This is a genomic window from Streptomyces sp. NEAU-174 (assembly GCF_052665095.1).
Genome location: NZ_JBQTCE010000005.1, coordinates 505,041 through 519,855, shown reverse-complemented (window position 1 = coordinate 519,855; position 14,815 = coordinate 505,041). Strand labels below are relative to the sequence as shown.

Annotated in this window: 14 protein-coding genes; 13 read left to right on the top strand and 1 reads right to left on the bottom strand. The window is 67.2% G+C overall.

Translation table 11 applies throughout. The features are described 5' to 3' along the window. Positions 1-652 precede the first annotated feature (652 nt). The 13 genes from ACT2CW_RS18005 (at position 653) to ACT2CW_RS17945 (ending at position 14,167) form a co-directional block, all read left to right on the top strand. On the top strand, positions 653-1,015 hold the full coding sequence (locus ACT2CW_RS18005; RefSeq protein ID WP_445517303.1) for a hypothetical protein: 363 nt from the start codon (positions 653-655) through the stop codon (positions 1,013-1,015). A gap of 455 nt (positions 1,016-1,470) precedes the next feature. Beyond that, positions 1,471-2,094, top strand: a complete 624-nt coding sequence (locus tag ACT2CW_RS18000) for a hypothetical protein (RefSeq protein ID WP_445517302.1) — start codon at positions 1,471-1,473, stop codon at positions 2,092-2,094. 701 nt (positions 2,095-2,795) lie between these two features. After that, complete coding sequence (locus ACT2CW_RS17995) at positions 2,796-3,041, top strand: helix-turn-helix domain-containing protein (protein WP_445517301.1); 246 nt, start codon at positions 2,796-2,798, stop codon at positions 3,039-3,041. A 30-nt stretch (positions 3,042-3,071) separates the two neighbouring features. After that, positions 3,072-3,911, top strand: coding sequence for a helix-turn-helix domain-containing protein (locus tag ACT2CW_RS17990; protein ID WP_445517300.1), 840 nt, complete (start codon positions 3,072-3,074; stop codon positions 3,909-3,911). Positions 3,912-4,043: 132 nt separating this feature from the next. Next, a complete protein-coding gene (locus ACT2CW_RS17985; protein WP_445517299.1) occupies positions 4,044-4,400 on the top strand; it encodes a hypothetical protein in 357 nt (118 codons plus the stop codon). A 13-nt stretch (positions 4,401-4,413) separates the two neighbouring features. Beyond that, positions 4,414-5,019, top strand: a complete 606-nt coding sequence (locus ACT2CW_RS17980) for a JmjC domain-containing protein (RefSeq protein WP_445517298.1) — start codon at positions 4,414-4,416, stop codon at positions 5,017-5,019. A gap of 227 nt (positions 5,020-5,246) precedes the next feature. Then, positions 5,247-5,690: a DUF6082 family protein gene (locus tag ACT2CW_RS17975; protein WP_385205976.1), complete on the top strand. Its 444-nt coding sequence runs from the start codon at positions 5,247-5,249 to the stop codon at positions 5,688-5,690. A gap of 470 nt (positions 5,691-6,160) precedes the next feature. Further along, complete coding sequence (fxlM, locus tag ACT2CW_RS17970) at positions 6,161-7,375, top strand: methyltransferase, FxLD system (protein ID WP_445517297.1); 1,215 nt, start codon at positions 6,161-6,163, stop codon at positions 7,373-7,375. 59 nt (positions 7,376-7,434) lie between these two features. Then, on the top strand, positions 7,435-7,644 hold the full coding sequence (locus tag ACT2CW_RS17965; RefSeq protein WP_445517296.1) for an FxLD family lanthipeptide: 210 nt from the start codon (positions 7,435-7,437) through the stop codon (positions 7,642-7,644). A gap of 88 nt (positions 7,645-7,732) precedes the next feature. After that, entirely contained in the window at positions 7,733-10,798 is a 3,066-nt protein-coding gene (locus ACT2CW_RS17960) for a lantibiotic dehydratase (protein WP_445517295.1), read from the top strand. Next, positions 10,795-12,018 (top strand): lanthionine synthetase C family protein, encoded by a 1,224-nt coding sequence (locus ACT2CW_RS17955; RefSeq protein ID WP_445517294.1) that lies wholly within the window; start codon positions 10,795-10,797, stop codon positions 12,016-12,018. Before ACT2CW_RS17960 ends, ACT2CW_RS17955 begins: the two co-directional genes overlap by 4 nt. Next, on the top strand, positions 12,000-13,001 hold the full coding sequence (locus ACT2CW_RS17950) for a thiopeptide-type bacteriocin biosynthesis protein (RefSeq protein WP_445517293.1): 1,002 nt from the start codon (positions 12,000-12,002) through the stop codon (positions 12,999-13,001). Before ACT2CW_RS17955 ends, ACT2CW_RS17950 begins: the two co-directional genes overlap by 19 nt. Further along, complete coding sequence (locus ACT2CW_RS17945) at positions 12,998-14,167, top strand: hypothetical protein (RefSeq protein WP_445517292.1); 1,170 nt, start codon at positions 12,998-13,000, stop codon at positions 14,165-14,167. The genes ACT2CW_RS17950 and ACT2CW_RS17945 overlap by 4 nt, the downstream gene beginning before the upstream one ends. A 372-nt stretch (positions 14,168-14,539) precedes the next feature. Here the strand turns inward: ACT2CW_RS17945 and ACT2CW_RS17940 are convergent, their stop codons facing one another. Then, positions 14,540-14,800 carry a hypothetical protein gene (locus ACT2CW_RS17940; RefSeq protein ID WP_445517291.1) on the bottom strand — a complete coding sequence of 87 codons (261 nt, stop codon included), beginning with the start codon at positions 14,798-14,800 and terminating at the stop codon, positions 14,540-14,542. Between the last annotated feature and the right edge of the window lie 15 nt (positions 14,801-14,815).

Below are 14,815 nucleotides of genomic sequence, written 5' to 3'. Positions count from 1 at the left end.
CAGACCTCGCCGCGGACCTATGGCGCCTCAACCCGACGCTTCCCCGACGGCTTCGCTGCGGGGTCGTCTTCGACGTGATCCTTGGCAGCCAGGAACTCGTTGGGGCAGCCTTCCGACTCCTCGCGGAGTATGAGCAACCTCTGGGTCCGGCCGTCGCCTTCCCTCCACTGAGCGCTGCGGCGGTGTTCGTTCCGCGCGGCACCGATGCTCGGTGGCGTGAGCTGGTCGCTGCCACCCAGTGGCCGGAGCGGACACGTCGCCCTATATGCCTGGGACGGGGACACGCCCTTCAGGTACCCGCACCGGAGCCTGGGGCTTCCTCGACGTCCATGTGGCTGAGGGCCCCGGAAGTCCCGGACAGGTTCCCCCCACATCTGACCAGCCCAGTCCCGCTCGCCCGCTGCCTTGCTGAAGCCCGTGCCACGCTCGATGAACAGAAACCGACATGCCGCCACGCCGGTGGCCGGACGGTACTGCGCAGCCCTTGGGGGGCTCGATGATGACGACTTCTGCGTGGCCTCCAAGGGCCCGCGACCGCTCTGCCCTCATGTACGCATACGCGGACCTGCTCAGGTGGCCCTTATTCATCGGCACAGAGCTGATGCGGCCAGGCGAAGTAGAAGCCCACTTCGTACACGATCCCAGCACCGTCGTGCTGACTGCCTGCGACGAGTTCGACGCGGTCTCCGTCCCGCGCATAGCCGCCACGGATGCACTCGTCAGACTCGACAGGAAGGGGAAGGCCGTGCCCTGCCTCCTGCACGGTGACACGGGCACCTTCTTGACCGCGCGCGGCACCGGACCGTATGCCTCCACGCTCCCCAACGTCCAGGTCAAGGTCGGCCGGGATGCGCGGATCATCCTGCCGCCGACCATCGGGGCCCGCTGGGACACTCCGCCTTGGCACCTCACCGAACGGGCCCCGCTGGAACTGCCCAGCGCCCGTCTCCTTCACTCCTACCTTGGCGAGGGACTGCGTTTCTACGGTCTCGGCGAGACGGGGGCCAGGCCGTGATGGCGGCAACCAGGAAACCCCTGGAAACGGGAGCAGTTGGGCTGGTCAAGCGCGGCAGACCCTTGTGCTTCGCAGAGCTGCCCGACATATGCCGGGAGGTATTCGGCAAGGTGGGCTGGTATCCCCCATGGCCTGGCACGTCGGTGCCGCTTCCCGACCGTGTCAACCAGACGCACGTCTGGTGAGGGCCGCCGCCCCTGCTCCAACTGCCAGGAAGGGAGGGGCGGCGGCAAAACCAGGCGTGACGTGAACCCTCTACTCCCTCTTCGGCACCTTCTTCCCGTTCCCCCGCGGAGTCACAAGGCCGCCGAAGAGGGGCTCTACTCGCAAAGCACATTCCGGAAGGATTGAACATGCGTCGGGACCAGCACCTTTCCCCCGTCGGCGGGATGCTGCCGGACTACTCCAGTGCTGTCCTTCGGCGTCCACGACCGCGTCAGCACTTCGCGGGCACCATGCGCGTGCCCTACATCGCCCCCTGGACAGGAGAAAACGCGCCCCCGGCCGCGATCACGACGCGACATGGCCGCGACGGTATCGGGATCGGCTACGCGGACGAATACGGCATCGCCGACCGTCGGCGGGGCGCACTGTGGATCAGGGTGCCGGTCGAGCCTGGGGCTGGCGCACCACTACTCGACCGTGTGCACGCCCTGCGCCAGCGGCAGGCGATGAACCACATGCTGTGCCGGTACTGCGGCCGGCCCACCGATGACCGACCCGATGGGCGGCATCTGTTCTTGCTGCCCGCGGGGACCGGCAGGCCGATCACAGATGGGGAGAGGACCACCACGCCACCTGCATGCGATGGCTGTGCCGTCGAGGCATGGGGCTGTCCCTCGGCGCGGAGGGAGTGCGTGGCGGTGTGGGTGGAGGAGGTCACGGCCTGGGGTGTAGCTGGCGATGTGTACGCACCCGCGACCCTCCGGCCGGTGCCCGGCGAGCACGGCGAGCGGTTCACGCTCGTGGCCTACGGCGACCCGCGGCTTCGTTGGACACTCGCCTGCCGAGAAGTCGTCGCGCTCCACGGCTGCACTGCCGTGGACCTTGAAGACCTGAGGGAAAGCACCGCCGCCTGAGCGGTCCATCCCTGTGCCATCCCACCAACTAGGTATCGAAACGGGAAGGATCACGGTGACCAGCCAACCGCGCCCATCGCCGGGCCGCTTGAGGCTGTCCGCTCGCGAGCGCGAAGCCCTCCAGCTCACGGCGAGCGGTATGACGCCGGCAGAAGCGGCCGCGGAGATGGGTGTGTGTACCTCCAGGGTGAACGACTGCCTGCGGTACGCCTCGGCCAAGCTCCAATCACCGGAACGGCCGGGTGCCGTACACCGGGCCTACCTGCTGGGGGCAATCTCCCCGCCCGAGCACACAGACGACGGTGTGGACCTCGTGCTCAGTACGGGGCAGCACGAGGTTCTCCGCGGCTTGGCGGGTGGCCAGGATCTGGAATGGATCGCTGCGAACGCTGGGGCGCGTGTGGACCGCGTGCGTGGGGATATGCGTGCACTGATGGCGCTGGTGGACGCCAGAACCACGGTGCATCTTATTCGCCGTGGCTGGGAGCTCGGCCTGCTCGGACCGACACGGAATGAAGTATCCAATCCCTCGACTATCAGGAGTTCAGGGTGATCTCCGGACGGGACTAGTCCGGTCAGCTACTCATAGGCAGTTCACCCTCGGCTCTCAGAGCCTGGCCTCAGCTGCTCATCCATCACTATCGCAGCCGGAGCCTCTTCGGTGACCATCATTAAGCACAAGCCTTTTTAGGAATTTAGCCATGACTGCCAAGTTGGAAGACCTCCCTCGTGTGCCGCGAAGGAAGATACTTCTCGGGAAGGAACGTGAAAGCTTCCGCGTGAGCGTCAGTGCCGTCTATGTGAGCAACCCCGACGTGAGCATTCGGGATATATGTGAGGTTACGGGGCGCTCATTCGGGTTTATTTACAAGATACTCATTGAATCGGATGTAGAGCTGCGCTCACGCGGCGGAGCACGCCCTTTGCGTAAAGACGCTGGAGATTGAGAACGTCGGCAAGCCGATAGCAATTCTGTCATGAGGCTGAGGGTGCTCCGCGTACTCGAATGGCTGGCCTGTCGAGGGGAGATGGTGACGATTACTGTTCCGGGTGTGGTGCAGAGCCGAGTCGGTGTGCTCAACAAGGCTTGTGCGATTCTCGCTGTGCTGGAAGAGGAGCCGGCGTGTCTGGGCACGGTGATTTCAGAAACCGGCCTGAAGCGTCCCACGGTGCATCGACTCGTTCTCGCCATGGAGGAGCTCGGCCTGGTCGAAGCCGACCAACAGGGGCAGTTCATTATCGGGCCGAGGCTGATCCGCCTGGCAAGGGCAGCGCAACGGGCGATCGCTGACCTTGAACTGCGGCAGGAGCTCAGCACACTGCGGGCAGCAACCGGCGTACGGTCCGTCCGCCTTGAGCAGCGTCGTGGCGATCAGCGGATCTGCATCGCCGAGGACCAGCGACTCAAGTCGGCGGCCAGTGACGGCAATCGGTCCAGGGCGGTGGCGATGGGGGGAGACCCCGTCTCAGGTGTCTTCCTCGCCTGGCGGGGGCTCAGCCAGGGCCACGCAGCGTGGAGCGATGCCGCTGCGTGCTCCGGGACACGGTGTCGCGGCTGGGTGCAGGGTGTTGCCGACGGGTGCCTGGTTCTGGCGGTGGCGGTGGGAGGCGGAGATGGGGACCTGTCCGCTGTCCTGTCGCTTTCCAGCCCCTTGCGGCGGACACGCCGCGAAGTCTCATACGGCCGCGAGGTGATCACGGCCGCGATAGAGGCTGCTGCCCGCATCTCTGACCGCCTTCGTGTCCAGGAGTCGACCGGTCTGGTCAAGGGGCTGGAGGACCGCGTTCGGGGAGTCGGACCACAGTCCGTCGAATAGACCCCGCTCGGGGCACCGGTCGACACCGGTCCCGGTGCCTCGAGCGGTATCGCACTCCCGGCGCGGAATAGGTGGAGCACGACTATCGCGCTGGGTTCATTAAGAGATCAGGCACTCACAGAAGGAGAAGAAGTGACAGTTCTCGCTTCCGAGCCGCTGGTGGAGCAGCAGGCGAATCTGATGCGGCACCTGGTCGAGGTGCTCAAACAGCATGAGATCGGCGGGTCTTTCCGGCTCATGTTCGTGCCGTCGGAGCTGGAGATCTCCGAGGACGAGGTCTTGGTCCAGGACGTGAATCAGGAGAAGCGCGTGGTCGAGATTCGTCCTCGCGCCCTGACCGAACTCAGTACGAGCGACGTCCTTCACGCAACGCAGGTCATCGATCCCGCTGACGAATCGCTCACCGCCCGTGGCCCAGGACCTTTTGGGAAGGATTGCAAGGTGTCGCTCAGGCTGAATGGATCCAGGGGACACCTGTACGCGACTTAGGAGCATGGGGTCGGTGGACACTCATTCGTACCACGAAGTGGCATTCAGCTTTCTCGCCCGCCTTGGCGCGGTAATGTGGCCGAGGCTCACGGCAAGCCAGCCCGTACACGTCCAGCAGATATTTGATGCTGCATGGATCGAGAGCGTACCTCTGCCTTTGGCGGAACAGAAGGCGGCAGGTCAAACAGTTGCGCTAGTCGATGGCATGGACTTCCACCGTAAATTGGATCAGGAGGCGGTTGCCCGTGCTTATCGGGAGCGGCAACGTACTCGGGTCTATGAGAGCCTGGATGTCCGCAGTGACGGATGGTTCAGCCTCGTCACGCACCGACTGACCGTGTTGATAGGTCGCTGTGTGGTCTGTACCGCCTATGAGTCACATGCTGGAGACCGAAATCTCGGCGCACACGATGACGAATGGCTCGGCGTGATCGCTCAAATGCGCGGCGCGAAACGCTGGCTCGTCTGGCCGGAAACCACTGGTGCACCCGAGGAGATAGTCACCAGGGCTGGAGATCTACTGATCCTGCCGCAAGGGGTGAAGCATGAGGTGAGCACCCCAGAATCACCCGGCTATTCGGTGCATCTGGTGTTCGCCATTACAGACGAACCGGTGTGACACCCCAAAGGCAAGGTAGCTTCTAATGCTCCGTGGGTGCCGATAGATAGGTCGCCCCGGCCGAGCCCCGGCTGGCCGGGGCGACCGACAGATGGCCCTCTCGCAGCCACCCTGACCGAGCGTCAGCAGCTCACTCAGCTGGCCAAATTCCTATATCGCTTCCGTAGGGAAACCCGAATGGGCTGCGGGGCGGGCTTTCCACAGCAGATCACTACGAAAGGTGTGGGATGAAGACCTCATACGTCGTTCTCGCGGCCGCAGCAGTCGGCATTGCCCGGCTGGTGCAATCCGAGAGGCACAACCGGCAGCGGCTCGCCCTGCACGCCGAGGAGATGCACCAGGTGTGGATCTCCGAGGTGGCTTCCGATCCCGAGCTGAGGGCAATGTGGACGGCCCCCGGCGAGCCGCCCGCCGAAGAGTACTCCAAGCTTCTGCACTGCAACCGGCTGATCAGCTTCTTGTCGGTCAAGTACCGGGCGGGCCTGCTCGACACCGCCTCCTTAAGGATCCAGGCGCGGTGGGTGATGGAACGCGAGGTCGGCCGGACGTACTGGACGACGTTCGGGGCCTTCCGGGAGGAGGAAGCGATGGACCGGACCGATCGCACCTTCAACGCGATCATGGCCGACGAGCACGCCGCCCTCGTTGACGCGGACGCAGCCGCCACCTGACGGAATTCCCTGCGCTGCTGCACTGATAGCGGTGCGGCGGCGCTCCCAGGACTGGGGCTTCCTCCCGGTCGTGAGGACCACTCCCGTGTATGGGAAGGTCCCCGGCCGTGCCTCTCGGAGGAGGCGGCGCATGGGCGCCCCGGCCGCGGCTCGTGGGGAAGCTGCGGTCGGCCCTCCATCCCCGTACCCGGTTCCACCAACCACCTGGCCGGGGCCACTGTCCCCGGCCGAATCACCCTGGACAGGTCGAGCGGCCGGGGACACGCATCACTCGGGCGGGCGAAACCAGCGAACAGCTTCCTGGCCCCCTATCGGCCTCGCCTGCCCCACGAGACAACAGCAATCGCACGATGAACCGACCGACAGCAGAAGACTGATTCTCACCCTTGTCCCCGGAACCGGATGGCGCGGCCAATGGGGCATCGACATCATCACGGGTTCACGTACACGCACCGCAAGGAGACCAGCACATGACCGAACTCCCCGACGAGAACCGCGCGACTGAGCTGCGGAACAAGGTCGTGGACCAGCTCGCCGAAGACGGCACGGTCGCCTCACCTCGTGTCGACGCGGCCATGCGTAGGGTGCCCCGGCATCTGGCTGTGCCGGAAGCCTCTCTGGATGAGGCGTACAGCACCTACGACCCGGTCATCACCAAGCGCAGCGAGAACGGCACCCACATGAGTTCCGTGTCCGCCCCGCAGGTCCAGGCGATGCAGCTGGAACAAGCCGACATCCGCCCCGGCGACAACGTCGTGGAGTACGGCACGAACGGGCCCAACGCCGCCTACATCGCCGAGCTGGTGGGGGACACGGGGCAGGTCACAACGGTCGACATCGACGCCGATGCCGTCGCCCGTGCCACGCGCTTCCTTGCCGAGACCGGCTATTCCCACGTGCGTGTCCTGACCGGTGACGCATCAGGCGGCGTTCCCGAGCACGCTCCGTACGACGCCATCGTGGTAACTATCGGGGCATGGGACATCGCCCCCGCCTGGCGCGATCAGCTGTCCGAGGGCGGCCGGCTCGTCGTCCCGCTGCGCATCCGGACCCTCACGCGCGCGTACGGCTTCGTCCGCCAGGGCGACCACCTGGTCAGCTCCAGCGCGCACGTGTGCGGCTTCGTCCCCATGCAGGGCGAGGACGCCCACGACGAGCAGCTGCTGTCCTTGGGTGATGGGGTCAGTCTTCGGTTTGACGACGGGCCCACCGTGGACCCCTCCCCGCTGGACGGCGTGCTGCGCACCGCGCGCGCTGAGACATGGACCGGGGTGACCGTCGGCCGCACCGAGAACATCGGCACGCTTCAGATGTACCTGGCGACCATGGCGCCCGGATTCTGCATCATGTCCGTCGACCCCGACTCGAACACCACCGTGGTCGAACCCAGCAACCGGGGCTTTTCCCTGGCCGCGGTCCATGGCCCGAACTTCGCCTACGTACTGGTGCGCCGGACCCCGGACGAGAAGAACGTCGAGTACGGCGTCCACGCCTTCGGCCCCGACGGCGCGTCGTTTGCCGACGAGATTGCCGACTGCATCCGCACCTGGGGCAAGGAGCACCGTGGGGGCCCCGGCCCGCGCATCGCCATCTACCCGGCCGACACCCCTGATGACCAGATTCCCGGCGATCGGGTCATCGATAAGAAGCACAGCCGGATCTCAGTCACCTGGTCGGCCGCCTAGTACACGGTGCCGGGCCAGGACGTCATGCACCAACCCATCGAGAAAGGGAGAGTGATCGCATGACCACTGCCATGGTGGTCGACAGGTCGCCCGTGCTGGCCGAGCCGCTGGTTGCGGAACTGCTCGACGACGACTTCGAGCTGGACGTGCGTGTCGTCATCGCCGAGCACGCGAGCCACAAGCTCATGTGCTCCACGAGCGACGGCTGCGGCAACACCTGCGTCAACGGCGCCAGCGCTTGCAACTCCTTCATCGAGGATCCTTCCTGACGGGCCCTCCCGCCGCCAGGGCGACAGCCAAATTCGGCTGTCGTCCTGGCGGCACCCGTATGCGCGTCCCATACGAGCAGGAGAACCTGTGGCATACCGATCACCCATCGGCTACGAGTGGCAGCACGGCGTACTGCTACGCGCGTCCACTGCTGCCGATGCAATACCCCTGCCCGACCTGGACCTGTACGGCGACGACACGGCCACACAGGGCCGGGCATGGCTGGCCACGATGTGGCGCGACCAGGTGCCCGACGCGCTAGCTGCCGCCAGCCCCATCCTGTTTCAGCAGGTCACCGCAATTCTGGACGGCAAACACGCCGACGCCCGGCGTGTACGCCGAGCCGTCCTGTCGCTGGCCTCGTACCTGTTGCGCTGGAGCCACCGGCCCACACCATTCGGCGTGTTCGCCGGGGTCGTCCCCGCACAGGTCGGCCAGGCCACGCATGTGGCGTGGAGAGACAAGCAGCGGACCGTGCTCCGCGCAGACGCCGACTGGCTCACCGACGTCATCACCCGCCTGGAACGGTCTCCCGGGCTGCTTGCCCGACTGGACGTCGTTGCCAACAACACGGGCCAACAGCGCGGGAACCGGCACGTGGTGCCCGGTCTGCCGTCCGACGCGCACGCCAAGCTCCTGGCCCCGGTCGAGCTGTCCATCCGCCGCACCCGTCCTGTGGCCGCCGCCCTCACCGCGGCCGCAACGCCCGTACCGTACGGCTCCCTGCTGCGCGGCTTAGCTGAGCTGTTCCCGGCCGCCCGCCCGGACCAGCTCTCCAACCTTCTCCACGACCTTCTGTCCAAGCACGTCCTGATCAGCAGCCTTTGGCCGCCGATGACGTGCACCGACACACTCACTCACGTGTGCGATCAACTGGAGAAAGCTGACGCCGCCAGCATCTCCGACATCGCAGACCTGGCGTCCCAGCTCGCGTCGATCCGTGACGGCGTAAACCACCCGGACACCGCCGCCCCGTGGACGCCCGGCGCCTGGTTGACGCAGAGCATGCAGCACGTGAGCGCCGCCGCCCGCGTGCCGCTGCTGGTGGACACCATCCTGGATTGCGACGTCCAGATCCCCGAGCACCTGCTGCGTGAAGCGGCCGAAGCCGCCACCGTCATGTACCGGCTGACGCCGCACCCGTACGGCTATCCGCAGTGGCAGGACTACCACCAACGGTTCCGTGCCCGATACGGGGCCGGAGCGACGGTGCCCGTCCTGGACCTGGTAGCCGACAGCGGTCTCGGACTCCCCGCCGACTACCTCGGCGCGGATCGCACCCGCGCCCCACGCCAACTGGTCGAGCGGGACGAGACCATCCTCACCCTGCTACAGCAGGCCATGTTCGACGACAGCCCCGAGATCGTCCTCACCAAAGCGACGGTCTCCGAACTCGCGGCCGGCGACACCGAACTCTTCCTCCCGGTTCCGCGGGCGGAGGTCGCGGTGGAGATCCACGCCGCATCGCTGGACGCCATCCAGCAATCCGAATACCGGTTGCTGATCACCGGGGCGCCCCGTCCGGGCAGCAGCATGCTCGGGCGCTTCGTCCATCTGCTTCCGCCCGAGGCACAGTCCGCCCTTGCGTCCAGCTACGCGACTGCCAGCCCCGGAGCAATCCCCGCGCAGCTGTCGTTCCCTCCACGCCGCCGCCGCAACGAGAACGTCACCCGCACCATGCAGCTGCTGCCGCATGTCATCCCGCTGAGTGAGCACGCTACGCCCGGTCCGGGCGTCATCCCGCTGACCGACCTGGCAGTCACCGCAGACGCCCGGCAGTTCTACCTCGTGCAGATGTCCACAGGCCGGCGCATCGAGCCCCGCGTCCCGAACGCCCTGGAAGCCTCGGTCCACACACCACCCCTCGCCCGGTTCCTGGCGGAGATCACCACCAGCCGCTGCGCCGTCTACAAGGCGTTCAACTTCGGCGCTGCGGCACGCCTGCCGTACTTGCCGCGCGTGCGGTACAAACGGACCCTCCTCACCCCCGCGCGGTGGCTGCTGGCTGCCGAAGACCTGCCCGGACGCAGTGTCCCGATGCCCGCTTGGGAGACCGCCCTGCACCGCTGGCGGGAGAAGTTCCGCGTGCCCGAGCGTGTAGCACTGGTCGAGTACGACCAGCAGCTGCCCATCGACCTGTCTCAGCGGTTGCACCGCACGGCGCTCCGGGCCCACCTGGACAGCACCCGCCGTATCGAGCTCCGCGAAACCCCCGGCCCGGAGGACCGCGCCTGGATCGGCCGCCCGCACGAACTGCTGATCCCCCTGAAGCTGACGAACACCGCGCTCCTCCTCTCCAGCCCACCCGTATTCACGGCACCGGCCGCAACCACCAGGGCTCTGATGCCGGGGCGGTCGTCGATCCTGCACGCTCGACTCCACGCACACCCACAGCGCTTCGGCGAGATCCTGACCGAACACCTGTCCGCCTTGCTCACCACGTTCACCGACCCGCCACGGTGGTGGTTCCGCCGTCACCGCGACACCACACGGCCCGACTCCGACCAGCACCTGGCGCTGTATCTGCACCTGCCGACTCCGGACGACTACGGCGCGGTCTCCGCCATCCTCCACGACTGGGCCGACGCCCTGCACGACCAGCGCCTGGCCTCACGCCTGGAACTGGCCACCTACCGCCCGCAGACCGGCCGCTACGGGCACGGCCCCGCCCTGGACGCCGCGCACCTGATGTTCGCCGCGGACTCGGCCGCCAGCGTGGCGCAGATCCGTGCCGCCGCGGATGACGCCGCCACCGGGCAGGCCCTGACCGCCGCGAGCATGTTCGGCCTGACTGTGCAGTTCATCGGCGATGCGGACCAGGCTGCCGACTGGCTGATCCGCACCCTGCCCCAGGAACACGGCCCCCTCTCCCGCGACCGAACCGCGCTGGCCCTCGCACTGGCCGATCCCGAGCACACTGCCCTCCTGGCCCTACCCGGCGGCACCGATGTCGCCGCCGCTTGGCAGAACCGCGCTGCCGCCCTGACCGCCTACCGGGAGCAATTGGCCACCCAGCGCGCCCCCGAGAGCGTGCTCCGGTCGCTACTCCACCAGCACTACATCCGGGCGCTGCCCGTCGACCCCGACCACGAACGCGTCACCGGCCGGATCGCCCGAGCCTGCGCCCTCCGACACCGGGAGCGCCAGCCATGACCCCCACAACCAGCCCGGCCCTGCTGGCAAACGCCTTCGCCCGGCACCTGGCCGTCCCTGCCCCGCCGCCCGAAGACCAGCCCTGGGCAGCGCAGACCCTGGCCGCAGGTGCCACCGGAACCGCGCTCCTCCACATCGAGCGCGCCCGCGCCGGTCACGGCAACTGGCAGCAAGCACACGCCTGGATCAAGACCGCAGTCGCCACCGACATCAGCGCCGCCGACACCAGCGGTCTGTACCTGGGGGCGCCCGCCGTAGCATTCATGCTCGACTGCGCCGTCACCCCCGACGCGCCCAGGTACCAGGACGCGCTGTCAGCCGTGGACCGGCACGTCACCGAACTCGCCCACCGGAGAGCCGACGCGGCCCAGGCTCGCATGCGCAGCGGACGGCCAACCAACTTCCACGAGTACGACATCTTCTACGGGCTGACAGGTATCGGCGCGTACCTGCTGCGCCGGTCCCCGTCTGGCTCCGCGATGACCCGCGTCCTGGCCTACCTTGTGCGACTGACCCAACCCATCCGGCATGACGACCAAGGCGTACTGCCCGGCTGGTGGGTCGGCCACCAGCCCGACCTCACCCCGTCCGCCATCCCCACCGGGCACGCCAACTTCGGTACAGCCCACGGCATCACCGGCCCACTGCTACTCCTGGCCCGCGCCCTCCGCAAAGGCGTAACCGTCGACGGTCACGAAGACGCCATCGACACCATCCTCCACTGGCTAGATGCATGGCGACAGGACGGGCCCGCCGGACCCTGGTGGCCCGAACACCTCCACCTCGGCGAACTCCGCGCTGGCCTTCCCTCCCAGAGCGGCCCGGCCCGGCCCAGCTGGTGCTACGGCACCCCCGGCATCGCCCGCGCCGGACAACTCGCCGCCCTCGCCCGCCGCGACCCGGCACGCCAGCACTTGTACGAGGACGCCATGGCCCGCTGCCTGACCAACCCCGGCCAGCTGTCCACCATCGCCGACGCGGGCCTTTGCCACGGTTGGGCGGGCATCTACCAGACCGCCTGGCGCGCGGCCCACGACGCCACCATCCCGGCCTTGCGCGCTGCTCTGCCCAGCTTGGCCGCCGCCCTGACCCGGCACGCCCACCCGGGCCCCGATCCTGGCCTCCTGCAAGGTGACGCGGGCACCGCCCTCGCCCTGACCACCGCAGCCCACGACGCTGCGCCGACCTCGGGATGGGACGCATGTCTACTGATCGACTGAACCAACCCACCCGCCTGGAAGCCACCCTGCACGCCGTGCTGGAGGTCCTGGCCGGTGCCAGCACGGACACCGCCGCTGCCCACGCCGGACTCGAACTCACCGAACTGAACGCTGCCGTCGCCGTCTACCAGCAGGCCGGGCAGCAGGCACTCGCCCAGCAGACCGGACCCCCGGAGTGGCGTCAGCTGTACGTCCAGTTCACCGACTGGGACAGGGCCGAGCAGACAGTCGCCAACCACCTCGCCCCCGTCCTGGACCTGGCCCAACAGAACAAACTGATCACGGGCTGGTGGTTCATACGGAAGCACCCATGCTGGCGGATGCGCCTGCTCCCAGCCCATGGCACACAGCTCCCCCCGACACTGACCGACACGCTGGACGAACTCACCGCTGGCGGACGGGTCCACCGCTGGTGGCCTGGCATCTACGAACCCGAAGCCGCTGCGTTCGGCGGCGACACCAGCATGACCATCGCCCACACACTGTTCCACGCCGACAGCCGCGCCATCCTCACCACAACCCATGGCGAACTGGGCCGCCGGGAGTTGTCGCTGCTGCTGTGCGCCACCCTGATGCGCGCCGCCGGACTGGAGTGGTACGAACAGGGCGACGTCTGGCACCGCGTCACCCAGGAACGTCCCCTTCCCCCGGACGTACCGGAGGCCAAAGCCCACGCCATGGCCGGGAGCCTGCGGAAACTGCTCCTCGCCGACACCAGCCCCACCGGCCCCATGCTCCAGTCGGACCGCACGCTCAAGCCCGCCGCCGACTGGGTCAGCGCTTTCCGGCACGCGGGAAGAGAGCTCGGCACAGCAGCCCGGGACGGAACCCTCGACCGCGGACTGCGCGAAGTCATCTCCTACCACGTGATCTTCCACTGGAACCGGATCGGCCTGCACGCCCACGCCCAGAGCGTCCTCGCTCACGCGGCACGTACCGCGATCCTGAACCCCATCGACTCCACGGAAAGGCCGATGCCGTGACTGCGCCACACCCGCAGGCACAGCTTTACCGGCTCGTCCGGCGGTTCCCGCTGGTCAGCCGGCCCCATCTTGTCTACCCCAGCCTCGCCGCCCGGGTCGAAGAGGTACACACCTGTGCGGAGAAGTCAGCGCAGGACGGGCTACTCCTCGACCGGATCAATCTCTCGTGCGCCACCTGGAACCTGTCTGCACTGATCGCCTCTGACTGCGGTTTGACCGACCTGGCGACAGACTTGTGCCTGCGTCAGCTCCGCCTCTTCCAGGCAGCATGGCCCGTCACCGGGGACATCGCTATCGCCTGTCTCCAGCCGATCGTCAACCTCGTACGCCTGACCGCCCGAGCGGGAGACACGCGTGCTGCCTATCAGCAGCTGATGGGCGTGCACCGCGCCGTACACGACGGCGGCACCGTGACCGTCCACGGCCATCCCATCGACTTCACAGGCTTCACTACCAGGGCAACCCTGGACCACATCCAGCCCTGGCTACACACCCTCCTGCTGGAGGACGGCACCCGGCTCCTTGCCGCCACCGGCCAATGGCCCCAAGCGGCAGAGCACGCGACCACCTACGACAAGGCCCCCGAGCGGCTGCACGACAGCAGACAAGCGCACGTCATGGCAAGCCTGCACACCGACGACCCGGACACAGCCAACTCCCTGATCGACAAGGCCACGATCACCGAACCGTGGGAGAGAGCCGTCGCACAGATCCTCCACCACTACGCTGACCACGTTGCGGGCTGCGCCACGGTAGACGGGTTCAGCGCTATGACTCGCGCCGTGCGGGACGCCTTGGAGCCGACCCCGCCGCACCTACGCATGTTCCGAGTGAGGTTGGCCCTGGCGGCGATCGAACTGGCATCGGAAGACTGCCAAGCCCAGGCACAACCCCTTCACAACGCGATCGTCTGCGACACCACGCAGGCAGGCGACGCGTACACCGCGCGCGAGATCCTGCGCCACCCCGTCCTATCGGCCAGCGGGCGATCATGCCGTGAGCTGGAAGCAATCGTCCGCGACGGCGGCCTCGGTCAGCGGGCCCTGTCGGAGTCGGTGCTGTCCTCGATGAGGCAGGCCATCAGCATAGCGGGAGCGAGCCTCGCCCACTGCCTAGCGGAGGAAAGGGCAGCGTTGCCGCATTCGAAGTGGCCAGGCATCAGATGAGGCAACGGCCCGCCGCGCCAGTCAGCTGACACGGGACTCCTCCACTGCGTGCTCCCTGGCCTTGCCACATCGTCGCCACGGCAGAGCCGTGGCCGGAGTGTATCCCCTGGGCGTGGTCCCGAGCGGAGCGAGCGATGGTGCCGCCGGCGCGGAGGCCCACGCGAAGTATGAGTGCGATCCCAGAGTGGAGAAGGGGGGCCCTGCTCGGTCGCGGGGAGGATTCGGCGGGCGTCGGAATGAGTAGGGACAGGGCGTCTCTCCTCTGTGATTGGGTTGGCCTCACTCAGGTAACAGCGCGCATCGTGGTACTGGGACGTGGCGGCGCTGTGCATTGAGCCCTTGGGGTGAGGCCGGGGAAGCGCTACGGAGTTATTAGTCGCCGAGCAGTTGCCGGATCACCTCCTCGTAGATGAGCACGGTGCGTGACAGCTCGTGTATCTGTGCATCCCTGGGGTCGTTCTCGGTCGATTTGTTCTGGAAGGTTTCGTCCATGGTCCGCAGCCGGTCGTTGAGGGTTTCCTCGGCAGGCTGAGCGCGGCTGCGGGCGGCCATGCGGGCATCACGATCAGCAAGCCATTCAGCTAGCTTGCCCTGCTGTTCCTCGCTCAGGCCATCGGGCTGGTTGTTCTCCATCTGGCTACTCCTTCG